The sequence below is a fragment of the Enterobacter sp. R-1.6.2 genome (assembly GCF_035064085.1).
Lineage (GTDB): Bacteria > Pseudomonadota > Gammaproteobacteria > Enterobacterales > Enterobacteriaceae > Enterobacter > Enterobacter asburiae_B.
Window position 1 is genome coordinate 16,140 of the sequence record NZ_JASEYI010000027.1, and the last position, 21,013, is coordinate 37,152.

19 protein-coding genes are annotated in these 21,013 nt (G+C 55.7%); 11 read left to right on the forward strand and 8 right to left on the reverse strand.

Features of this window, described 5'->3' with window-relative positions:
* Nucleotides 1-25 precede the first annotated feature (25 nt).
* Complete coding sequence (locus QMN93_RS21890; RefSeq protein WP_193139916.1) at nt 26-1,255, reverse strand: amino acid permease; 1,230 nt, start codon at nt 1,253-1,255, stop codon at nt 26-28.
* 119 nt (nt 1,256-1,374) lie between these two features.
* Nucleotides 1,375-1,836 (reverse strand): multidrug/biocide efflux PACE transporter, encoded by a 462-nt coding sequence (locus QMN93_RS21895; RefSeq protein ID WP_032660189.1) that lies wholly within the window; start codon nt 1,834-1,836, stop codon nt 1,375-1,377.
* 105 nt (nt 1,837-1,941) lie between these two features.
* Here QMN93_RS21895 and QMN93_RS21900 point away from each other — a divergent pair, with 105 nt between their 5' ends.
* The 6 genes from QMN93_RS21900 (at nt 1,942) to QMN93_RS21925 (ending at nt 8,530) form a co-directional block, all read left to right on the forward strand.
* Complete coding sequence (locus QMN93_RS21900; protein WP_047650217.1) at nt 1,942-2,808, forward strand: LysR family transcriptional regulator; 867 nt, start codon at nt 1,942-1,944, stop codon at nt 2,806-2,808.
* 93 nt (nt 2,809-2,901) lie between these two features.
* The gene (locus QMN93_RS21905) at nt 2,902-4,080 is read left to right on the forward strand and encodes an acetyl-CoA C-acetyltransferase (protein ID WP_038417283.1); all 1,179 of its coding nucleotides are present in this window, start codon (nt 2,902-2,904) and stop codon (nt 4,078-4,080) included.
* Between the two features lie 235 nt (nt 4,081-4,315).
* The gene (gene kduI, locus QMN93_RS21910) at nt 4,316-5,152 is read left to right on the forward strand and encodes a 5-dehydro-4-deoxy-D-glucuronate isomerase (RefSeq protein ID WP_193139914.1); all 837 of its coding nucleotides are present in this window, start codon (nt 4,316-4,318) and stop codon (nt 5,150-5,152) included.
* A 63-nt stretch (nt 5,153-5,215) separates the two neighbouring features.
* Nucleotides 5,216-5,977 (forward strand): 2-dehydro-3-deoxy-D-gluconate 5-dehydrogenase KduD, encoded by a 762-nt coding sequence (gene kduD, locus QMN93_RS21915; protein ID WP_064673498.1) that lies wholly within the window; start codon nt 5,216-5,218, stop codon nt 5,975-5,977.
* 313 nt (nt 5,978-6,290) lie between these two features.
* A complete protein-coding gene (locus QMN93_RS21920) occupies nt 6,291-7,706 on the forward strand; it encodes a sugar porter family MFS transporter (RefSeq protein ID WP_032660200.1) in 1,416 nt (471 codons plus the stop codon).
* A gap of 131 nt (nt 7,707-7,837) precedes the next feature.
* The gene (locus tag QMN93_RS21925; RefSeq protein WP_096150338.1) at nt 7,838-8,530 is read left to right on the forward strand and encodes an aspartate/glutamate racemase; all 693 of its coding nucleotides are present in this window, start codon (nt 7,838-7,840) and stop codon (nt 8,528-8,530) included.
* Here QMN93_RS21925 and QMN93_RS21930 read toward each other — a convergent pair.
* Nucleotides 8,525-9,451 (reverse strand): LysR family transcriptional regulator, encoded by a 927-nt coding sequence (locus tag QMN93_RS21930; RefSeq protein WP_033146451.1) that lies wholly within the window; start codon nt 9,449-9,451, stop codon nt 8,525-8,527. The genes QMN93_RS21925 and QMN93_RS21930 overlap by 6 nt on opposite strands.
* A gap of 121 nt (nt 9,452-9,572) precedes the next feature.
* Between QMN93_RS21930 and lysA the strand changes: the two genes are divergently transcribed.
* Nucleotides 9,573-10,835, forward strand: coding sequence for a diaminopimelate decarboxylase (gene lysA / locus QMN93_RS21935; protein ID WP_182382648.1), 1,263 nt, complete (start codon nt 9,573-9,575; stop codon nt 10,833-10,835).
* On the opposite strand, the gene QMN93_RS21940 is transcribed toward lysA, so the two are convergent.
* Complete coding sequence (locus tag QMN93_RS21940; RefSeq protein WP_033146449.1) at nt 10,805-11,842, reverse strand: LacI family DNA-binding transcriptional regulator; 1,038 nt, start codon at nt 11,840-11,842, stop codon at nt 10,805-10,807. The two genes, lysA and QMN93_RS21940, sit on opposite strands and share 31 nt — an antisense overlap.
* Nucleotides 11,843-12,071: 229 nt before the next feature.
* Between QMN93_RS21940 and QMN93_RS21945 the strand changes: the two genes are divergently transcribed.
* Nucleotides 12,072-12,548 carry a GNAT family N-acetyltransferase gene (locus tag QMN93_RS21945; RefSeq protein WP_069303922.1) on the forward strand — a complete coding sequence of 159 codons (477 nt, stop codon included), beginning with the start codon at nt 12,072-12,074 and terminating at the stop codon, nt 12,546-12,548.
* Here QMN93_RS21945 and galR read toward each other — a convergent pair.
* A complete protein-coding gene (gene galR / locus QMN93_RS21950) occupies nt 12,509-13,525 on the reverse strand; it encodes an HTH-type transcriptional regulator GalR (protein ID WP_023309052.1) in 1,017 nt (338 codons plus the stop codon). The genes QMN93_RS21945 and galR overlap by 40 nt on opposite strands.
* A 623-nt stretch (nt 13,526-14,148) precedes the next feature.
* Here galR and aas point away from each other — a divergent pair.
* Together aas and lplT are read left to right on the forward strand one after the other, a co-directional pair.
* Nucleotides 14,149-16,308, forward strand: a complete 2,160-nt coding sequence (gene aas, locus QMN93_RS21955; RefSeq protein WP_048979860.1) for a bifunctional acyl-ACP--phospholipid O-acyltransferase/long-chain-fatty-acid--ACP ligase — start codon at nt 14,149-14,151, stop codon at nt 16,306-16,308.
* Entirely contained in the window at nt 16,301-17,494 is a 1,194-nt protein-coding gene (lplT, locus tag QMN93_RS21960; protein WP_047060028.1) for a lysophospholipid transporter LplT, read from the forward strand. Before aas ends, lplT begins: the two co-directional genes overlap by 8 nt.
* Before the next feature lie 93 nt (nt 17,495-17,587).
* Here the strand turns inward: lplT and QMN93_RS21965 are convergent, their stop codons facing one another.
* The 3 genes from QMN93_RS21965 to mutH form a co-directional block, all read right to left on the reverse strand.
* Nucleotides 17,588-18,628, reverse strand: a complete 1,041-nt coding sequence (locus QMN93_RS21965) for an NADP(H)-dependent aldo-keto reductase (RefSeq protein WP_023309049.1) — start codon at nt 18,626-18,628, stop codon at nt 17,588-17,590.
* Between the two features lie 131 nt (nt 18,629-18,759).
* Nucleotides 18,760-18,978, reverse strand: coding sequence for a YgdI/YgdR family lipoprotein (locus tag QMN93_RS21970; RefSeq protein ID WP_008499668.1), 219 nt, complete (start codon nt 18,976-18,978; stop codon nt 18,760-18,762).
* Nucleotides 18,979-19,106: 128 nt separating this feature from the next.
* On the reverse strand, nt 19,107-19,799 hold the full coding sequence (mutH, locus tag QMN93_RS21975; RefSeq protein WP_033146444.1) for a DNA mismatch repair endonuclease MutH: 693 nt from the start codon (nt 19,797-19,799) through the stop codon (nt 19,107-19,109).
* A 683-nt stretch (nt 19,800-20,482) separates the two neighbouring features.
* On the opposite strand from mutH, the gene rppH reads away from it, so the two are divergent.
* Complete coding sequence (gene rppH, locus QMN93_RS21980) at nt 20,483-21,013, forward strand: RNA pyrophosphohydrolase (protein WP_013098553.1); 531 nt, start codon at nt 20,483-20,485, stop codon at nt 21,011-21,013.

The window sequence follows — 21,013 nt, forward strand, 5'->3', positions numbered from 1 at the left end:
GCAGAACGCCGGGCATGCAGGGCGTTTAGCCGACAAACATCACCGACACGCACAGCACGCCGACGATCAGCGTCAGCAGGTTGCCAATGGAGCGGTACTGTTTCAGTGACGGGATCAGATACGTCGACAGCGTCGGCATGATAAACAGGATCATGGCGATAAGCGGGCCGCTGATGGCGTAAATCATCGAAATGGCGTTCGGGTTAATGCAGCAGACGGCAAAGGTGATTAACGACACCCCCATAATGGAAATCGCGCGGTTAAAGGCGCGGCTCTTTTTCACGCCCACCTGATTGAGCGACGACTTCACGATCTCCGTCGCCCCTTCAATCACCCCAAAATAGGTGCCGAGGAACGATTTCGACATCGAAATAATCGCCACGATAATCCCGGAAATGCCCAGCCACGCCGGAGAAGAAGGCATCATCGACAGCGCGGACAGGATCGTTACCCCTTGCTCTTTGGCGGCCACAATGTACGACGGCGGAATTGAGAGCAGGCAGCTGAAGACAAAAAACAGCACGCTCAGGCAGATGATCAGGTACGCCACCTTCATGATTTTCTTACATTTATCCATGGCGCCGTCGGCAAACTTCTCGCGACGGTCAACGGCAAACGTTGAGATAATCGGGGTATGGCTGAAAGCAAACACCATCACCGGAATCGAAATCCATACCTGATGCAGCGTATGGCGATCGACGGCCATCTGGCTGGTCAACAGCGAGGGTTGCCAGCTTCCGGTCAGATAGAGCGAGACAAACAGGAAATAGGCAATCAGCGGAAACACCAGGAAGCCCATCACTTTTATCGTGATATGGCGCCCCATCAGGAAGATCAGATTCAGAACCAGCACCACGCCCAGGCTGACCAGAACGCGAACGGCGGTATCCACCGTCAGGTGTTTCGCCAGCTGCTCCGTGAGCGAGTTGGTGATGGCCACCGCATAAATCTGCACCACCACAAAGAAGGCGATGAAATAGAGCGTGGTGATCAGGTTGCCAATCTTCCTGCCGTAATAGTGCGAGACGGCGCCGGTGATCCCTTCGTTGCCTTTTGTTTTCGACGACAGGATAAATTGCGCCAGCGCCCGGTGCGGCCAGTAGGTTAAGGGATAGGCCACGAGGGCGGTAATAAACAGGACGATAGCGCCTGCGGAGCCCAGCTGAATGGGCAAGAACAGCGTTCCTGCGCCCACGGCCGTGCCATAGAGAGCGAAACTCCATAGAGTCTCATCTTTTGACCAAATTTTCGACATTAGAGCAACGTATCAACTATCAAACCATCGGAATGGCGTGCAATTTACCATAGTTATGCCTGAAGAGCGCAGTTGCTTCGACGGAGTTTGGCCGGAACGGGCGTCCGGCCAGAGGCGGTTTAGCCTGCCAGAGCGCGCCGTTGCTGGCGACGCTTAAGAAATTTCTCGCGCAGGCAATCGTATGCCCAGTTATAGAACATGGTGTAGGGCAGGAAGAACAGGAAGAAACCTATTTCCAGCGTGAATGCCTGAAGTAGGGTAACGCCCAGCACGGCGGCGACAATCGACACACCAATCACAATAAACCCGCATTCGAACCCCAGCGCATGCAGCGCACGTACTTTTGCGGTACGTTTGACGCGCTGAACGGGCCAGAAACGGTCGAAGCCGAAGTTATAAAGAATGTTCCACAGCATGGCGGTGGTGGCCAGAATAATGGTCAACCCCCCCATCTCCACCACGGAACGCTGCATCAGCCACGCCGCCGTAGGGGCGAGGATCGCAGTAGCAATCCCTTCGAAACAGACAGCATGAAAGATCCGCTCCGGCAGTTTACGTTGGAGTGCATCCTGATGTTGCATAGTCATAGACCTCATTAATTCGCCGGTATGGGCGTTGATGCAGCCTATTTTTATCGCTAAAGCTGATATATTAAAGATGGTATCCATCGCTAAAGTAGATAGGTTATGCGCTATTCACCCGAAGCCCTTAAGGCGTTTGTCGAGACCGTTGCGGCGGGCTCTTTTTCTGCTGCCGCACGCCGGCTGCGTAAAAGCCAGTCGACGATCAGCACGTCGATTGCCAATCTTGAAGCCGATCTCGGTTTCGAGCTGTTTGACCGCTCGGCGCGCCAGCCGGTGTTAACGGTCCAGGGAGAACAGGTGCTGGGTTACGTGCAGGCGATCCTGGCCGCCAGCACGCGGCTGGATGAGCTGGCGGTGTCGCTAACGGCGCAAACGGAGGCGCGTCTGACGTTTGTCCTTTCCGATACCCTCAACCCGGACGTGCTGGAAGAGATGATGAAGCAGTTTGACGCGCGTTTTCCCCATACGGAATTCGAATGTCTGATTGGCGAGGAAGAAGACGTGATCGATCTGCTGCAAAAGGAGCGAGCGCAGATTGGCCTGACGGAAGCGCGCGACAGTTACCCTACGGATATTGGCGTCACCCGCCTGCCGATGCAGACCCGCATGGCGATCTATGTCGCGACCACGCATCCGCTGGCCGGACAACATGACGTTCAGCATGACGAGCTGCACGGCTGGCGAGAGCTGCGGCTCAGCACCTATCTTGAGCGCGAGGCTGAGATCGCGCGCGGGCCCGTCTGGTCAGCCCCGAATTACCTGTTACTCTTGAGTATGGCGGTACAGGGATTTGGCTGGTGCGTGCTGCCGTGCGCGCTGGTGGATGAATTTGCCGCCGCGAAATCCCTGGTACAGCTCAATGTTCCCGGCTGGCCGCGGGCGATCGGCATCGATCTGCTGTGGAATAAACGATCCCCTCCCGGCGTTGCCGGCAGCTGGCTGCGGCAGTATCTGCAGGATGCGCGCTGATCCTTGTGATTAAACTCACTATTTTTAAACAATTAAGATAATTGCCAGTAACAATCCTCTACTATCGTCATGTCATTTAACACAGAGGTCGTGATGAAAGATGTCGTAATAGTGGGTGCGTTGCGTACAGCTATCGGCTGTTTTCAGGGAGCGCTCGCGCGTCACTCGGCGGTTGACCTGGGCAGCGTGGTGGTAAAAGCGCTGGTGGAACGCAGCGGGATCGCAGCACATGAAGTTGATGAGGTGATCCTGGGACAGGTTCTCACGGCCGGTGCCGGGCAAAACCCTGCGCGTCAGGCGGCGCTGAAGGGCGGGCTGCCCAATACCGTTTCGGCCATCACCATCAACGACGTCTGTGGTTCAGGATTAAAAGCGCTGCATCTCGCGACGCAAGCCATTCAGTGTGGTGAAGCGGACGTGATCATAGCGGGCGGGCAGGAGAATATGAGCCGCGCGCCGCACGTGTTGACCGACAGCCGGACCGGCGCACAGCTTGGCAACAGTCAGCTGCTCGACAGCCTGGTGCATGACGGGCTTTGGGATGCGTTCAATGACTATCATATGGGCGTGACGGCGGAAAACCTGGCGCGCGAGTATGGCATCAGCCGTGAGGTGCAGGATGCCTATGCGCTAAGCTCGCAGCAAAAAGCGCGTGCGGCAATTGATTCCGGTCGCTTTCGCGACGAGATTGTCCCGGTCAGCACGCAGCGTCAGAGCGGCGAGCGTATCCTCGTGGATACCGATGAACAGCCGCGCACTGACGCCAGCGCAGAAGGCCTGGCGAGGCTGAATCCCGCGTTTGAAATGCAGGGCTCGGTGACGGCGGGAAATGCCTCTTCCATTAACGACGGCGCTGCCGCCGTTATGATGATGAGCGAAAGCAAAGCCCTTGAACTCGATCTTCCCGTCCTGGCCCGCATTAAGGCGTTCGCCAGCGTAGGGGTTGATCCTGCGTTAATGGGGATCGCACCGGTCTACGCGACCCGCCGCTGCCTGGAGCGCGCGGGGTGGCAGCTTTCGGATGTGGATCTGATCGAGGTGAACGAAGCCTATGCCGCGCAGGCGATCTCCGTCGGAAAAATGCTTGAGTGGGATCCTCTGCGGGTCAACGTTAACGGTGGCGCGATCGCGCTGGGCCATCCTATCGGTGCGTCCGGCTGCCGAATCCTGGTTTCGCTGGTCCACGAAATGAAAAAGCGCAATGCCCGCAAAGGGATTGCCACACTCTGTATAGGCGGCGGGCAAGGGGTGGCGCTGGCTATCGAACGCTAACCTCTTCTCATTAAAAATGACCTCCTCCGGGAGGTTTTTTTTCGCGTCCTTTTTCTCCCGGCGGCTTAATTGTGATCCGAACATCATTTTCGCTATAAACAAAAATAAAAATGAAACGTTGTTTTAAATATAATTGAAAAGCCCGCTTTATGCCGATAGTATGTGCTCATTATGAAAAACGGAACGCTGTTTCGTTTATTTCCGCCTTCGGGCATGATCACATCTGGAGGTTACCGTGGACGTCAGAGAAAGCATCCACAGTGCGCACGCCAAAACGCTGGATACTCAGGGGCTGCGCAATGCATTTTTAGTCGAGCAGGTATTCGAGGCCGACAGGTACACCATGGTTTACAGCCATATCGACCGCATCATTGTGGGCGGGATTCTGCCCGTCACGAAAAGTGTCTCCGTGGGCGGTGAGGTCGGTAAACAGCTGGGCGTGAGCTACTTCCTCGAGCGTCGCGAGCTGGGGGTGATTAACATCGGCGGGCCGGGCACCATCACCGTAGACGGAAAATGCTATGAGATTGGCCATCGCGAGGCGCTGTACGTGGGTAAAGGGGCGAAAGACGTGGTCTTTGCCAGCATCGACGGCAGCAGGCCTGCGAAGTTTTACTACAACTGCGCGCCGGCTCACTCCACCTACCCAACCAAAAAAGTGACCACCGCAGACGTCGCACCCGTGACGCTGGATGACAACCTCACCAGCAACCGCCGCACCATCAATAAATACTTCGTGCCGGACGTGCTGGAGACCTGCCAGCTCAGCATGGGATTGACCGAGCTGGCACCGGGCAACCTGTGGAACACCATGCCGTGCCATACCCACGAGCGCCGCATGGAAGTCTACTTCTACTTCAATATGGATGAGGACGCCTGCGTGTTTCACATGATGGGACAGCCGCAGGAAACGCGCCATATCGTGATGCACAACGAGCAGGCGGTGATTTCACCGAGCTGGTCCATTCACTCCGGCGTAGGGACGAAAGCCTACACCTTTATCTGGGGAATGGTGGGGGAAAACCAGGTCTTTGATGATATGGACCACGTTGCGGTCAGCGATCTGCGCTAGTCGCGGGCGGTGAAGCATAAACCTGCCTGTGAGTGACAGGCTCTGAAAGAGTAAGGAATAAACATGATTCTGGATGCATTCTCTCTGCAGGGGAAAGTGGCTGTGGTTTCCGGGTGTGACACCGGGCTGGGTCAGGGAATGGCGTTAGGCCTGGCGGAAGCGGGCTGCGATATCGTCGGAATTAATATCGTTGAACCGACTGAGACCATCGAACGCGTGACGGCCCTGGGCCGCCGTTTCCTGAGCCTGACCGCTGACCTGCGTAAAATCGATGCCATTCCTGAACTGCTGGACCGCGCGGTGGCTGAATTCGGTCATATCGACATTCTGGTGAACAACGCCGGGCTGATCCGCCGCGAAGACGCGATCGGCTTCAGCGAGCGCGACTGGGATGACGTGATGGATTTGAACATCAAGAGCGTATTTTTCATGTCCCAGGCGGCGGCGAAGCATTTTATTGCCCAGGGGAAAGGCGGCAAGATCATTAACATTGCCTCTATGCTCTCGTTCCAGGGCGGCATCCGCGTGCCGTCTTACACCGCGTCCAAAAGCGCCGTAATGGGCGTGACCCGCCTGCTGGCAAACGAATGGGCGAAACATAACATCAACGTGAATGCGATTGCGCCGGGCTACATGGCGACCAACAACACGCAGCAGCTGCGTGCTGACGAAGAGCGCAGCGCGGCGATCCTGGAGCGTATCCCTGCGGGACGCTGGGGTCTGCCGAGCGATCTGATGGGGCCGATTGTCTTCCTGGCCTCCTCCGCATCGGATTACATCAACGGTTACACCGTGGCTGTAGACGGCGGCTGGCTGGCGCGTTAATTCCACCTGTACTAAGAACCTCTGCCTGTGGGCGGAGGTTTTTTTTGAGCAATAATTGGCTTAGTCCATATCGATAAAGATGAAAAATCCATACTAAAAAATCGAAAATGACGGCAATCACACTTTTATTGCTTAAATATTAACTGATTAGTAAAAATACGTGATTATTCGCCACCAGTTGAAATTGTAATGTCCATCACAGAACCGTATGCCGTAGCGGAATAATCCATAACTTCGCGATTTCCTGCCTGACACTTTTCCTCGCTTTCTCGTAATTTCAGTTAACGAATTTTGCTGTTGAGGCAGGAAAAATATGACATCGATAAATGACTCTACCCTAATGCCCGCTGCGCTGCGTGATACTCGCCGCATGAACCAGTTTGTCTCCATTGCCGCCGCCGTGGCGGGCCTGTTATTTGGACTGGATATCGGCGTCATTGCCGGCGCACTACCGTTTATTACCGATCACTTTACCCTCAGCAGTCGCCTGCAGGAGTGGGTGGTGAGCAGCATGATGCTCGGCGCGGCCATCGGCGCGCTGTTCAACGGCTGGCTGTCGTTCCGCCTGGGGCGCAAATACAGCCTGATGGTCGGGGCGATTCTGTTCGTTGCCGGCTCCATTGGCTCGGCGTTTGCCGCAAATGTTGAAATCCTCCTGCTCTCCCGCGTGCTGCTGGGCGTGGCGGTGGGGATTGCCTCCTACACCGCGCCGCTTTATCTCTCCGAAATGGCAAGCGAAAACGTGCGCGGCAAGATGATCAGCATGTATCAGCTGATGGTCACGCTGGGTATTGTGCTGGCGTTCCTGTCTGACACCTACTTCAGCTACAGCGGCAACTGGCGCGCGATGCTGGGCGTGCTGGCCTTACCGGCGCTGGTGCTGATCGTCCTGGTGATTTTCCTGCCAAACAGCCCGCGCTGGCTGGCGCAAAAAGGGCGTCACGTGGAGGCAGAAGAGGTTCTGCGCATGCTGCGCGATACCTCGGAAAAAGCGCGCGAAGAGCTGAATGAAATCCGCGAAAGCCTGAAGCTAAAGCAGGGCGGCTGGGCGCTGTTTAAGATCAACCGCAACGTGCGCCGCGCGGTCTTCCTCGGCATGTTGCTGCAGGCAATGCAGCAGTTCACCGGCATGAACATCATCATGTATTACGCGCCGCGCATTTTCAAAATGGCCGGATTCACCACCACGGAACAGCAGATGATTGCAACCCTGGTGGTCGGGCTGACCTTCATGTTCGCCACCTTTATTGCGGTATTCACCGTGGACAAAGCCGGGCGTAAACCGGCGCTGAAAATTGGCTTCAGCGTGATGGCGCTCGGTACGCTGATTCTGGGCTACTGCCTGATGCAGTTTGATAACGGCACGGCCTCAAGCGGGCTTTCCTGGCTTTCTGTCGGTATGACCATGATGTGTATCGCAGGTTACGCGATGAGCGCCGCGCCGGTGGTGTGGATCCTGTGCTCCGAAATTCAGCCGCTCAAATGCCGTGACTTTGGCATCACCTGTTCCACGACCACCAACTGGGTGTCGAACATGATCATCGGCGCGACGTTCCTGACGCTGCTGGACGCGATTGGTGCAGCGGGAACCTTCTGGCTCTATACGGTGCTGAACGTGGCGTTTATTGGCGTTACGTTCTGGCTGATCCCGGAAACCAAAGGCGTGACGCTGGAACATATCGAGCGCAAGCTGATGGCAGGAGAGAAACTGCGAAACATCGGCGTGTGATTGTTTTGCATGTTTACGTATCCCAACGTATGCAGGAGCTAACCAATATTTGTTTTAAAAGGCGCTTAATACAGCGCCTTTTTTTATGTACTTCGGTTGTGTTAAAAAAGAAACAAAGAAAAGGAGGGATGATGAAAACGATCGGCCTGTTAGGTGGAATGAGCTGGGAATCGACAATCCCTTATTACCGCCTGATTAATGAAGGGGTAAAGCAGCGTCTGGGCGGTCTGCACTCCGCCAGCCTGCTGCTGCACAGCGTTGATTTCCATGAAATCGAAGCCTGCCAGTCGAGCGGTGAGTGGGATAAAGCCGGGGAAATCCTGGCCCAGGCGGCGCTGGGACTGGAGCGTGCCGGCGCCGAGGGTATTGTGCTTTGTACCAATACCATGCACAAAGTGGCGTCGCATATTGAGGACCGCTGCTCGCTGCCGTTTCTGCATATCGCGGACGCGACCGGTCGTGCGATTGCCGCATCCGGTATGCGCCGCGTAGCGCTTTTGGGCACACGCTACACCATGGAACAGGATTTTTATCGCGGGCGTTTGCACAGTGAATTTGGGATCGAGAGCCTTATCCCGGATGAAGACGATCGGGCGCGCATCAATCAGATTATCTTTGACGAGCTCTGCCTTGGCACCTTCAGCGAATCTTCCCGGGCGTATTACGTCAGCGTGATTGAAAAGCTGGCGCAGCAGGGGGCAGAAGGGGTGATCTTCGGCTGCACCGAGATCGGCCTGCTGGTGCCGGCCGATCGAAGCCCCGTCCCGGTATTTGATACCACCGCCATTCACGCGGCAGATGCCGTGGCGTTTATGCTGTCATAAGGGGTTTTGCAGGTCAGGTAAACGAAGCGCCACCTGACGCGCGTGCTCCATTAAGTGTTCGGTGAAAGCGTCCACCAGCGCGGAAGCCGGACGGTGCAGCGGGCGGATCAGACTCACGGTGAACGGGACGGAGACGCTAAAGCGGCGGATGACGATCCCGCTTCCGGCATAGTCCAGCGCCGTGAGCGGATTCACCACCGCGACGCCGACGCCCGCACGCACCATCGCGCAAATCGAAGCCGCACTGTGCGTTTCCACCACCATTCGCCGTTTGACCTGATGCTCGGCAAACAGCGTATCCAGCAGCTGTCTGTAGCTGTCTGTCTGCGAAAGGCTAATGTAGTTTTCCCCGTGGAAATCCTCCGGCGTGAGCACTGCCTTACCGGCAAGCCGATGTCCGGCGGGCAGAACGCACACTTCATCTAACGAGATCAGCTCCGTGCGTGCCGTTCCCGCTGGCGTGGAAAGGGTTTCGGTCAGGCCTAAATCATGGCGCTGGGCCGAAAGCCACTCTTCAAGCAGAGGGGATTCCTGAGGCACGATGGTGAGGCTGACCTCCGGGTATCGGGCCAGAAAGGGCTGCAGCAGCATCGGCAAAAACGATTGCGAAAAGACGGGCAGACAGACGATCGACAGCTCGCCCTGGCGAAACTCGCGCAGGCTTTCCGCAGCACTCACTATTCTGTCCAGTCCGTACCAGGAGCGCTGAACTTCCTCGAACAGGCGTAACCCCTGCACCGTAGGGTGAAGCCTGCCCCGGGTACGCTCGAACAGCTTCAGCCCCAGCACTTTCTCGAAGCGGGCCAGCTCGCGGCTCACCGTCGGCTGTGAGGTATGCAGCATCTGTGCGGCTTCGGTGAGATTGCCGGTAGTCATCACGGCGTGAAAAATCTCGATGTGGCGTAAATTGACGGCGGGCATAGGGCACCTGAAAGCAGATAACTGTCCATATCATTTTTGCATAGACTCGCGATAAAACGATATTTTTTATTCTCTTTGCGCTGTGGCGTAATCATCAAAACGCATTTACCCGGAGAAGACCATGCCACGCCCGCTGAACCAGACTGATACCGATTTGAACGCCGACAACCTGCTGCGCCTGCCTGCCGAGTTTGGCTGCCCGGTGTGGGTCTACGACGCGCAGATCGTTCGCGAGAAGATCGCCGCCCTGCATCAGTTTGACGTGGTGCGTTTTGCCCAGAAGGCATGCTCCAATATTCATATTCTGCGCCTGATGCGTGAGCAGGGCGTGAAGGTCGACTCCGTTTCGCTTGGCGAAATCGAGCGCGCGCTGGTGGCCGGATTCGATCCGAAAGCCGACGGCGACGCGATCGTCTTTACCGCCGACGTGATCGACGATGCGACGCTTGCGCGCGTCCACGAACTGCAGATCCCGGTGAATGCCGGTTCTGTGGATATGCTGGAGCAGCTGGGTAAGGTTTCTCCCGGCCATCGCGTCTGGCTACGCGTGAATCCGGGCTTTGGTCATGGTCACAGCCAAAAAACTAATACCGGCGGCGAAAACAGCAAGCACGGGATCTGGTATGCCGATATGCCTGCCGCGCTGGAGGTATTACAGCGCTATGGCCTGAAGCTGGTGGGGATTCATATGCACATTGGCTCTGGCGTCGATTACGGCCACCTGGAGCAGGTGTGCGGCGCGATGGTGCGCCAGGTTGTCGACTTCGGTCAGGATCTGGAGGCGATCTCAGCCGGTGGCGGCCTCTCCATTCCTTATCGCGAAGGCGAAGAGGCGATCGATACCGATCACTATTACGGTCTGTGGAGCGCCGCGCGTGACCAAATCGCCGCGCATCTTGGTCACGCGGTGAAGCTGGAAATTGAGCCGGGTCGTTTCCTGGTGGCGGAAGCCGGCGTGCTGGTTTCGCAGGTGCGCAGCGTCAAAGAGATGGGGTCTCGCCACTTCGTCTTGATTGACGCAGGCTTTAACGATCTGATGCGTCCGTCCATGTACGGCAGCTATCACCACATTACCGCCCTGGCTGCCGACGGCCGTGATTTAACGCAGGCGCCGCGCGTTGAGACGGTCGTTGCGGGCCCGCTGTGCGAATCGGGTGACGTGTTTACCCAGCAGGAAGGTGGCAAAGTGGAGACTCGCGCGCTGCCAGAGGTAAAACCGGGTGATTATCTTGTGCTGCATGATACCGGTGCCTACGGGGCGTCGATGTCATCTAACTACAACAGCCGCCCGCTGCTGCCGGAAGTGCTGTTTGATAACGGCAAAGCTCGGCTGATCCGTCGTCGCCAGACCATTCAGGAACTGCTGGCTTTAGAACTCATCTGATGAAAGTACGGCCCCGTTGTAACCGAATCGCGTAACACCAGCGTGCCGGTAAACGGCGGGATAGCATCGACCGGCTGGTTTTTTGCCAGCCGGATTGCCTGATCGATGGCCGTGACAATCATATTGTCGATGGGCAGATAAACCGATGAGAGCGCAGGCTCCAGCCATTTCGCGCTTGGGGCATCGTCAAAGCCGAACAGTGAAATATCCTGCGGAATTTTAAGCCCCGCCTGGTGTAACGCTTTGGACGCCCCCAGGGCCATATCGTCGTTACAGGCAAACAGGGCGCTAAACGGCACACCGTCGGCAATCAACTCCTTGCACAGCTCGTATCCCCGCGTCATTCCCGCATCGCCGTACTTTATCCGACGCTCGTCCAGACGAATGCCGTGCTTTTCCAGCGCTTTACGGTAGCCCATCAGCCGCGCTTTCCCGGTTGGGGTATGGATCGGAACGGTGATACAGGCGATCTCCCGATGGCCCTGGGCGATCAGGTAATCCACGGCCTTAAATGCGGCATCCTGCTGTTCGAAAAACACGCAGCGATCCGGCGCCTGGCTCACTTCACGGTTAATGACCACCAGCGGCGTTTTCACGGTGTTCATCAGTTTGACGATCGCTTTTTCGCTCATGTAGCGCGTGTAAAGCACGATGGCATCGCACTGGCGATCGGCCAGCATCTGCACCGCCTGTTCTTCCTGTTCCGGCGCGTCGTGACCGTCGGTGACGATCAGCTGTTTCCCGTGAGTTTCCGTCTGCCGCGACGCCTGCTGGAGAAGACGACCAAAGTAAAAGCCGTCGAAGGTCGAGACGACCAGGCCAATGCTGTTGCTGGTCTGGTTAGCCAGCGAACGCGCGAGAAAGTTCGGGCGATATCCCAGCTCTTCCATCGCAGCAAAGACCTGCTGACGCGTACTCTCTTTAACCTGACCTGTGCCGTTCAGCACGCGCGAGACGGTAGCCTTCGACACGCCCGCACGCAGTGAGACATCCAGCATTGTTGCCATTCTACATTCCTGCTTCCACGTAATGATTTGCAGTTTAACACAGACCTCACGGCGTATAAGCGATGCGGGAAGCGCAAAACTTCTGCCACGATCACGCTTTTTGGTCACGATTCGTCTGGCCTGCGTGAAGTAAAACTAAATAGTCTGACTCTGGTAAAATAATCGCCGAACCGAACTGGGGCGACAGGCCAGCAAATACATGAGAAAACGCAGGTGAAACGTGAAAAACATAGCCATCCTCCCGCTTTACCAGGCACCGCACTATGCGGAGCAGGTCACCGACTGGCTCTGGCAGGCCTTTGGCGAAGGGCTTTCTCGGGAATTTTTCCACAGCATTGTTGAGCACAGCCAGACGCCGGGAGCATTACCGCTGACCTTTATCGCCGTAGAAGACGAACAGCTTGTTGGTACGGTAGGGCTATGGCGCTGCGATTTGATCACCCGTCAGGATCTCTTTCCGTGGCTGGCGGCGCTCTACGTTGACGACGCGGCGCGAGGCAAGGGACTGGCAGGAAAGCTACAGCAGCACGTTATTACCTGGGCCGCGCAGGCGGGATATGAAGAACTGCACCTCTGGTCTGCCTGCCGCGACTTCTACGAACGTTACGGCTGGCAGTATATCGGTGATGGGCTGGAATACCCCAACACGCGGGTTCACCTCTATCGCTATTCGCTCTGCGCTTCCGCAGGTGAAGCAACGGAGTGACGGCGAACCAGCGTCGGGCTAAACAGATGCGTAATATCCGGCGGCTGGCGCTGTTCAGCCAGCGCTAGCGCCAGCTCGGCGGCCTGCGTTGCCATGGTGATTATCGGGTAGCGTACGGTGGTCAGACGCGGGCGCACGTAGCGAGAGACCAGCACGTCATCGAATCCAATCAGCGAAATTTCTGCCGGTACCTCAATCCCGTTGTCATTCAGCACCCCCATTGCCCCTGCGGCCATCGAGTCGTTATAGCTGGCAACCGCCGTGAAATTTCGTCCGCGACCCAGCAGCTCGGTCATGGCCTGTTCACCGCCGCTCTCATCCGGTTCACCGTAGGCCACCAGACGGTCATTACACGGCAGGCCGTTTTCGCGCAGAGCGTCGTAGTAGCCCTGCAGGCGGTCTTCCGCATCAGAAATCGGGTGATTGGAACAGAGATAGCCAATCCGGGTATGGCCCTGTTGAATCAGATGACGGGTCGCAAGCCAGGCACCGTAGCGGTCGTCGAGGGCCACACAGCGTTTTTCAAACCCGGGAATAATGCGGTTGATTATCACCATTCCGGGCATCTGCTTCATCAGGTGAATCAGTTCGGCATCAGGGATCATTTTGGCGTGAACCACCAGCGCCGCGCAGCGGTGGCGGATCAGCTGCTCGATGGCCTGGCGTTCTTTTTGCTCATTATGATAGCCGTTGCCGATCAGCAAAAAATTGCCTGTCTGATAAGAGACCTGTTCAACCGCTTTCACCATGGCGCCGAAAAAGGGGTCGGAAACATCACCCACTACCAGCCCAATGGTTTCTGTGGACTGCTGGGCGAGCGCGCGGGCATTAGCATTGGGATGATAATTCAGGGATTCCATGGCGGTTTGTACCGCCTGGCGCGATGCGTCACTGGCTTTTGGGGAGTCGTTAATCACACGAGAGACGGTTGCCACCGACACACCTGCCAGACGGGCCACATCCTTTATTGTCGCCATTCATTACCTTCTTATTGGGGGTAAGCGTTTACACACCAAATAGTGTTGCGGAAAAGCGGCGCGCATTCAAGGGGAGCGGATTTCCGCGCTCCACAAACGTGACGCAGGACAACCCTGGTAGTGTAATCGTTACACGCGCATTCATGTCTGAAGAATGTCAATCTGAACCTTTGGTTACACTTTGCGTCAGGCTGTTGCGATTGGCCGATGGCGAGGTGGTCAAAGAGGTTGATACAGTCAAAGTCCCAGAGGTATTGATAGGTGGAATCAACTCCGGTTGATTAACACGCTTTACACCAACCTGCGTTTTTACGCAGGTTTTTTTTGCCTGATAGTTCAATCTGTAACAGCAACAGAGAATATTCACACCTGGTTGCACTTAGGCTCATTCCCTTGCGTTTTCCTGCTGGCGAAGCGCAGGACGAACGGCCACAATCAAGATCCCAGAGGTATTGATTGGTGAGAATTCTTAGTACGGTTTCGTACTCATCTCTTGCACCAACCTGCGCGGATGCGCAGGTTTTTTTTCGCCTCCACTTTTGCTGTCGCTCCCGTATCACTTCTCGTGTAATCTGCCACCATTTACTATCAACCCTCCACACTGGCTGGCAAAGGGAGTTGAGATGCTATTTGGGTTCTTCCGTACACTGTTCCGTATTCTTTTTCGCATCCGCGTCACTGGCGATGCCCAGGCGCTTCGCGGTGAACGCGTTCTTATCACACCAAATCATGTTTCCTTTATAGACGGCATTCTGCTGGCGCTATTTTTACCCGTGCGCCCGGTGTTTGCGGTCTATACCTCTATCAGCCAGCAGTGGTACATGCGCTGGCTCACGCCGCTGATTGATTTTGTGCCGCTCGACCCGACAAAGCCGATGATGATTAAGCATCTGGTGCGTCTGGTTGAGCAGGGGCGTCCGGTGGTTATTTTCCCGGAAGGGCGTATTTCAGTGACCGGTTCGCTGATGAAAATCTACGACGGGGCGGGGTTTGTTGCCGCGAAATCAAAAGCGACCGTGGTGCCGCTGCGCATTGAAGGCGCAGAACTGACCCATTTCAGCCGCCTGAAGGGGCTGGTGAAGCAGCGTCTGTTCCCAAAAATCACGCTGCATATTCTGCCGCCCACGTCGTTACCGATGCCGGACGCGCCGCGTGCCCGCGATCGCCGTAAAATCGCCGGGGAAATGCTGCACCAGATTATGATGGAAGCGCGCATGGCCGTGCGCCCGCGCGAAACGCTGTACGAGTCCCTGCTTTCCGCGCAGCACCGCTATGGCGCGAAGAAAAACTGCATCGAAGACATCAACTTTACCCCGGATACCTATCGCAAGCTGCTGACCAAGACCCTGTTTGTGGGCCGTATTCTGGAGAAGTACAGCAAGAAGGGCGAAAAGATTGGCCTGATGCTGCCTAACGCGGGCATCAGCGCGGCGGTGATTTTTGGTGCGGTTTCCCGGGGGCGCATCCCGGCAATGATGAACTACACGGCGGGGGTGAAAGGACTGACCAGCGCCATCACCGCTGCCCAGATTAATACCGTCTTTACCTCTCGTCAGTTCCTGGACAAAGGCAAGCTCTGGCATCTTCCGGAGCAGCTCACCCAGGTGCGCTGGGTCTTCCTGGAGGATCTGAAAGCGGACGTAACCACCGGCGACAAGCTGTGGATTTTTGCTCACCTGATGATGCCGCGTCTGGCGCAGGTCAAACAGCAGCCGGAAGATGACGCGATTATCCTCTTCACGTCGGGTTCGGAGGGCAACCCGAAAGGCGTTGTCCACAGCCACAAGAGCATTCTGGCGAACGTTGAGCAGATCAAAAGCATTGCCGACTTTACCGCGAATGACCGTTTTATGTCGGCGCTGCCGCTGTTCCACTCCTTTGGCCTGACGGTGGGGCTGTTTACGCCGCTGCTGACCGGCGCAGAAGTGTTCCTCTACCCAAGTCCGCTGCATTATCGCATTGTGCCGGAGCTGGTGTATGACCGTAACTGCACCGTCCTGTTCGGCACTTCAACCTTCCTCGGCAACTACGCGCGCTTCGCCAATCCGTATGACTTCTATCGCGTGCGGTATGTGGTGGCCGGTGCGGAAAAACTGCAGGAGAGCACGCGTCAGATCTGGCAGGACAAGTTTGGCCTGCGCATTCTCGAAGGCTATGGCGTTACCGAGTGTGCTCCAGTGGTCTCGATTAACGTTCCGATGGCGGCGAAGCCGGGTACGGTGGGCCGAATTCTGCCGGGGATGGACGCGCGTCTGCTGGCCGTGCCGGGCATTGAAGACGGTGGCCGTCTGCAGCTGAAAGGGCCAAACGTGATGAACGGTTATCTGCGCGTGGAAAACCCAGGCGTGCTTGAGGTGCCGACGGCTGAAAACGTCAACGGCGAGGTTGAAACCGGCTGGTACGACACCGGTGATATTGTCCGTTTTGATGAACAAGGCTTTGTACAGATTCAGGGACGCGCGAAGCGCTTCGCCAAAATCGCCGGTGAAATGGTCTCGCTGGAAATGGTTGAGCAACTGGCGACGGCCGTCTCCGCGGATAAGATGCATGCGACGGTAGTGAAGAGCGATGCCAGCAAAGGCGAGGCGCTGGTGCTGTTTACGACCGACGCTGAGCTTAAGCGCGACAGGTTACTAAGCTATGCGCGTGAACACGGTATTCCTGAACTGGCGGTGCCGCGCGATATTCGCTACCTGAAGCAGCTCCCGGTGCTGGGTAGCGGGAAGCCCGATTTCGTGACCCTGAAAGGCATGGTTGAAGAGGCGGAACAGCAAAATGCGTGAGTCAGTACACACTAACACATCGCTCAGGTCGAAAGGCATGATGGCCGTTATCGCCGCACAGTTTCTCTCTGCGTTCGGTGATAACGCGCTGCTGTTTGCCACGCTGGCGCTGCTGAAGGCCGAGTTTTACCCCGACTGGAGCCAGCCGATCCTGCAGATGGTGTTTGTGGGCGCTTACATTATCTTTGCTCCGTTCGTCGGGCAGGTGGCGGACAGTTTCCCGAAAGGCCGGGTGATGATGTTTGCCAACGGCCTCAAGCTGCTGGGTGCCGCCAGCATTTGCTTTGGCTTCAATCCGTTTATTGGTTACACGCTGGTGGGCATTGGCGCTGCCGCCTACTCCCCGGCGAAGTATGGCATTCTCGGAGAACTGACCACGGGCGATAAGCTGGTGAAAGCCAACGGCCTGATGGAGTCGTCAACCATTGCCGCAATCCTGCTCGGATCCGTCGCGGGCGGCGTACTGGCCGACTGGCATGTCCTGGCGGCACTGGGCATCTGCGCGGTGGTGTATGGCGGGGCGGTTGTGGCGAACCTGTTTATTCCCAAATTGCCTGTGGCTCGCCCGGGGCAATCCTGGCGCTTTAAACCAATGACCGGCAGTTTCTTTACCGCCTGTCGCGTGCTGTGGCGTAACGGAGAAACGCGTTTCTCCCTGATGGGAACAAGTATGTTCTGGGGTGCGGGCGTCACGCTGCGCTTCCTGCTGGTGCTGTGGGTGCCGGTGGCGCTGGGAATTACCGACAACGCGACGCCGACCTATCTTAACGCGATGGTGGCCATCGGCATTGTGGTGGGGGCAGGTGCGGCGGCGAAGCTGGTGACGCTCGAGACGGTAGCACGCTGCATGCCCGCAGGGATCCTGATTGGCGTCGTGGTACTTATTTTCTCGCTGCAACATGCATTATTGCCTGCGTATGTCCTCCTCATCCTGATTGGTATTCTGGGCGGTTTCTTCGTGGTGCCGCTGAACGCGTTGCTGCAGGAACGTGGCAAGCAGACCGTCGGGGCGGGGAACGCCATCGCGGTACAAAACCTGGGTGAAAACCTGGCGATGCTGCTAATGCTGGGGCTCTACTCGCTGGCGGTAAAAGTCGGTGTGCCGGTGGTGGGGATCGGCGTCGGGTTTGGCGGGCTGTTTGCGCTGGCGATTGCGGGATTGTGGATCTGGCAACGTCGGCGCTGATAAGTGCGGCCTGATGCCCTCACCCCGGCCCTCTCCCACAGGGAGAGGGAGCAAACCCTAAAAACGGCAACGTGCGTTGCCGTTTTGCTTTTATTACGGCGCAGGATACGTATAAACCTGATGCACCGCTTCAATCTCCGCTAACACCTCTTCACTCAGGTTCAGATGGAAACTCTCAATATTGGTTTTCAACTGTTCCATTGTGGTCGCGCCCAGCAGGGTGCTGGCAACAAACGGCTGACGACGCACGAAGGCCAGCGCCATCTGTGCAGGGTCAAGACCGTGACGCTTTGCGATATCCACATAGGCTGCAACGGCTTTCTGTGTCTGCTCGCCGCTGTAGCGGGTAAAGCGGCTAAAGAGGGTATTTCTCGCCCCGGCCGGTTTCGCGCCGTTCAGGTATTTCCCCGTCAGCGTGCCAAAGCCGAGACAAGAATAGGCGAGCAGTTCCACTTCTTCATATTGCGTCACTTCGGCCAGACCCACCTCATAGCTACGGTTAAGAAGGCTGTACGGGTTCTGGATGGTGACGATACGCGGCAGATCGTGTTTATCTGCCAGGTGCAGATAGCGCATTACGCCAAAGGCCGTTTCGTTAGAGACGCCAATGTAGCGGATTTTTCCCGCGCGCTGGCACTCGGTCAGCGCTTCCAGCGTTTCCAGCAGCGTTACGGCGGGGGCGCTCTCATTCCAGCTGTAGCCGAGCTTACCAAAGCAGTTGGTTGGACGCTGCGGCCAGTGCACCTGATACAGGTCGAGGTAGTCGGTTTGCAGGCGCTTCAGGCTGGCGTCCAGTGCGGCGCGGATATTCTTGCGATCGAGGATCTGATTCGGGCGGATCCCGGTATCGTTGTTGCGCGCGGGGCCACTGACTTTTGAGGCAATCACCAGCTTTTCGCGGTTGCCGCGTTTTGCCAGCCAGTTACCGACGTAGGTTTCGGTAAGTCCCTGCGTTTCAGGACGTGGCGGAACAGGGTACATCTCCGCGACATCAATCAGGTTAATCCCCTGGCTGACGGCGTAATCGAGTTGTGCATGGGCATCGGCTTCGCTGTTTTGTTCACCAAATGTCATCGTGCCCAACCCCAGTTGGCTTATTTCCAGAGCGCTGTGGGGGATACGGTGATAATGCATAGCCGGCTTCCTCAGTAGACTTATAGACCGCGTCAGGGCGTGCCCGACAAAGGAATATAAACATGGCAGAGGGGAAGCAAAAGGGGAAGAAAAAAATCAAAAAGGCCAGCAAGCTACTGACCTTTATCTGTTTATCGCTCGATAATTTGCGATACTTCGTCGCGATTGATCTGCATTTTATTGCCTTCCTGGTCGCGGTAGCTGACCAGACCGGTATCATCGTCGACTTCGGGTTTGCCGTCGGTCAGGATCATTCGACCATCTTTTGTCGCCATGACGTAATCGCTGCTACAGCCCGATACGGCAAACGCTAAACCGACTGCTGAAACTAACACTGCCCATTTTTTCATCGTTATCGTCCTCATCTGGCGCGTATCAAATCATAATCTAGTATTAACCCGATATGGCGACTTGAGGAAGCGGTAAAATCTTAAAAAGCAGTCGATTATGTTTGAGAGCTCGCAAAATAAGTAAAAAACTATGTTTTTAACAGGAAATGACGGGCAAGGAGTGCGCCGGTGAAATTCTTTTTGAGATAAAAACCGCGCGGTAACGTCAGTATCGGCTCACCCTTCGCGCCGATTGCCTCGGTAAGCGCTTTGCTGTTGGCCGCTTTCGGGCGCAATTGTAAAACTTCTCCGTGTCGGGCGGTGATGCGCTCTACCTGCCCAAGCACAATCATGTCCATCAGCTCCTCCCAGTCCAGACGCAGCTGTTGCTCCTCATCGTCGTTCGGGCTCCAGAGCAGCGGCGCGCCAACGCGACGGTCAGCCAGGGGGATCTGACGTTCACCTTCGACCGGTACCCACAACACGCGCTTCAGCTTGTGGCGAACGTGGCTGGTTTCCCACGTTACGCCGGTGTTGCCGGTTAATGGCGCAACGCAGACGAAGGTGGTCTCAAGGGGCTTGCCCTGGCTGTCTATAGGGATGGTTTTTAACTCCACGCCAAGCGCTGCAAAATCCTGCTCGGGTTTGCTTCCTGCGCTGGCACCCAGCCACAGCTCAAGCAGCATGCCGATCCAGCCTTTATCCCGTTTCAGATCCTTCGGGATCTGAAGCCCTGCCATTGCCGCCAGCTCGCCAAGCGAAAAGCCTGCAAGACGCCGTGCCTGCTGTAGCAACTGACCTTCGCTGGATGGCGGTGAGAGCAAGGGTGTAAGCGGATGCATGAAGGTAACCTTTTGATTAAAAAATAAACTAAGAAATTGTCCCCTGTGGATAGAGTTTAACTATTTCTGTACCAATATTCCATGTGTATGATTTATAGGTTTTTTTATTGGTTTGAAATCGTTTTGCCAGACTCAGAAAACCGGTTGTTCAAATCTGGTCACTGACAATGAACAGGATCTTACACCATGTTATCCACAGAAAAATGGGATAACTGGGCATAACCCTGACTACTGTTTCAATTTACAGCCTTGACGTGCGATGAAAATCGAATTTTCAAACAAATTGTGACTAACTTATTGGCACAATCTGTGGATAAAACCGACGCTGTTCGATCTTTCATCAGCATGACGATCCCTGATGTGACGATCGTCACGATATTCTGTTTTGTGCTCATGGAAATACATTTAACTATTTGAAAATAATTGCATTATCTAATTAAGGTGAAAAAGGGGAGACTGCATCGTTTGAGGTTGTTCATCGGTAATCAGACACTTCTTCACAACTATATCCACAGAAAAGGTGAATAAAATTCCCTTCACCACCTCTCATCTGTTTATAACTCAGCACTTATTTGTGAGTTATTCAAATGTTATTAGGTTGCAGCCCTGTAAGAGAGTGGTTTACCGCCTCCCTGTAGTGTGAAACAATCATTCATATATAAGGTTTAGTTTGGGGTAGTCCGGTGATTGATGACGATGGCTACCGCCCGAACGTAGGAATAGTAATTTGTAATCGTCAGGGCCAGGTAATGTGGGCCCGGCGATATGGTCAGCACTCCTGGCAGTTCCCGCAAGGCGGGATCAATCCGGGAGAGTCCCCAGAACAAGCGATGTACCGGGAGCTTTTTGAAGAGGTCGGTTTAAGCCGAAAAGATGTTCGCATCCTGGCTTCGACCCGCAACTGGTTGCGTTACAAGTTACCGAAACGTTTGGTGCGTTGGGACACAAAGCCGGTTTGTATCGGCCAGAAACAGAAGTGGTTTCTGTTGCAGTTGGTGGGCAACGATTCAGACATCAATATGCAAACCAGCAGTACGCCGGAGTTCGATGGCTGGCGCTGGGTGAGCTATTGGTATCCTGTTCGTCAGGTCGTGTCATTTAAACGCGATGTTTACCGTAGGGTGATGAAAGAGTTTGCAAGTGTGGTAATGCAGCTTCAGGAGATCCCGCCTAAGCCGCAGAGCGCACCTGCCTGGCGACGTAAAAGAGGTTAA

What these genes read in the sequence shown, in the direction of transcription:
- QMN93_RS21890 (WP_193139916.1), bottom strand. Translation starts at nt 1,255, where the DNA reads ATGTCGAAAATTTGGTCAAAAGATGAGACTCTATGGAGTTTCGCTCTC.
- QMN93_RS21895 (WP_032660189.1), bottom strand. Translation starts at nt 1,836, where the DNA reads ATGCAACATCAGGATGCACTCCAACGTAAACTGCCGGAGCGGATCTTT.
- QMN93_RS21900 (WP_047650217.1), top strand. Translation starts at nt 1,942, where the DNA reads ATGCGCTATTCACCCGAAGCCCTTAAGGCGTTTGTCGAGACCGTTGCG.
- QMN93_RS21905 (WP_038417283.1), top strand. Translation starts at nt 2,902, where the DNA reads ATGAAAGATGTCGTAATAGTGGGTGCGTTGCGTACAGCTATCGGCTGT.
- kduD (WP_064673498.1), top strand. Translation starts at nt 5,216, where the DNA reads ATGATTCTGGATGCATTCTCTCTGCAGGGGAAAGTGGCTGTGGTTTCC.
- QMN93_RS21920 (WP_032660200.1), top strand. Translation starts at nt 6,291, where the DNA reads ATGACATCGATAAATGACTCTACCCTAATGCCCGCTGCGCTGCGTGAT.
- QMN93_RS21925 (WP_096150338.1), top strand. Translation starts at nt 7,838, where the DNA reads ATGAAAACGATCGGCCTGTTAGGTGGAATGAGCTGGGAATCGACAATC.
- QMN93_RS21930 (WP_033146451.1), bottom strand. Translation starts at nt 9,451, where the DNA reads ATGCCCGCCGTCAATTTACGCCACATCGAGATTTTTCACGCCGTGATG.
- lysA (WP_182382648.1), top strand. Translation starts at nt 9,573, where the DNA reads ATGCCACGCCCGCTGAACCAGACTGATACCGATTTGAACGCCGACAAC.
- QMN93_RS21940 (WP_033146449.1), bottom strand. Translation starts at nt 11,842, where the DNA reads ATGGCAACAATGCTGGATGTCTCACTGCGTGCGGGCGTGTCGAAGGCT.
- galR (WP_023309052.1), bottom strand. Translation starts at nt 13,525, where the DNA reads ATGGCGACAATAAAGGATGTGGCCCGTCTGGCAGGTGTGTCGGTGGCA.
- aas (WP_048979860.1), top strand. Translation starts at nt 14,149, where the DNA reads ATGCTATTTGGGTTCTTCCGTACACTGTTCCGTATTCTTTTTCGCATC.
- lplT (WP_047060028.1), top strand. Translation starts at nt 16,301, where the DNA reads ATGCGTGAGTCAGTACACACTAACACATCGCTCAGGTCGAAAGGCATG.
- QMN93_RS21965 (WP_023309049.1), bottom strand. Translation starts at nt 18,628, where the DNA reads ATGCATTATCACCGTATCCCCCACAGCGCTCTGGAAATAAGCCAACTG.
- QMN93_RS21970 (WP_008499668.1), bottom strand. Translation starts at nt 18,978, where the DNA reads ATGAAAAAATGGGCAGTGTTAGTTTCAGCAGTCGGTTTAGCGTTTGCC.
- mutH (WP_033146444.1), bottom strand. Translation starts at nt 19,799, where the DNA reads ATGCATCCGCTTACACCCTTGCTCTCACCGCCATCCAGCGAAGGTCAG.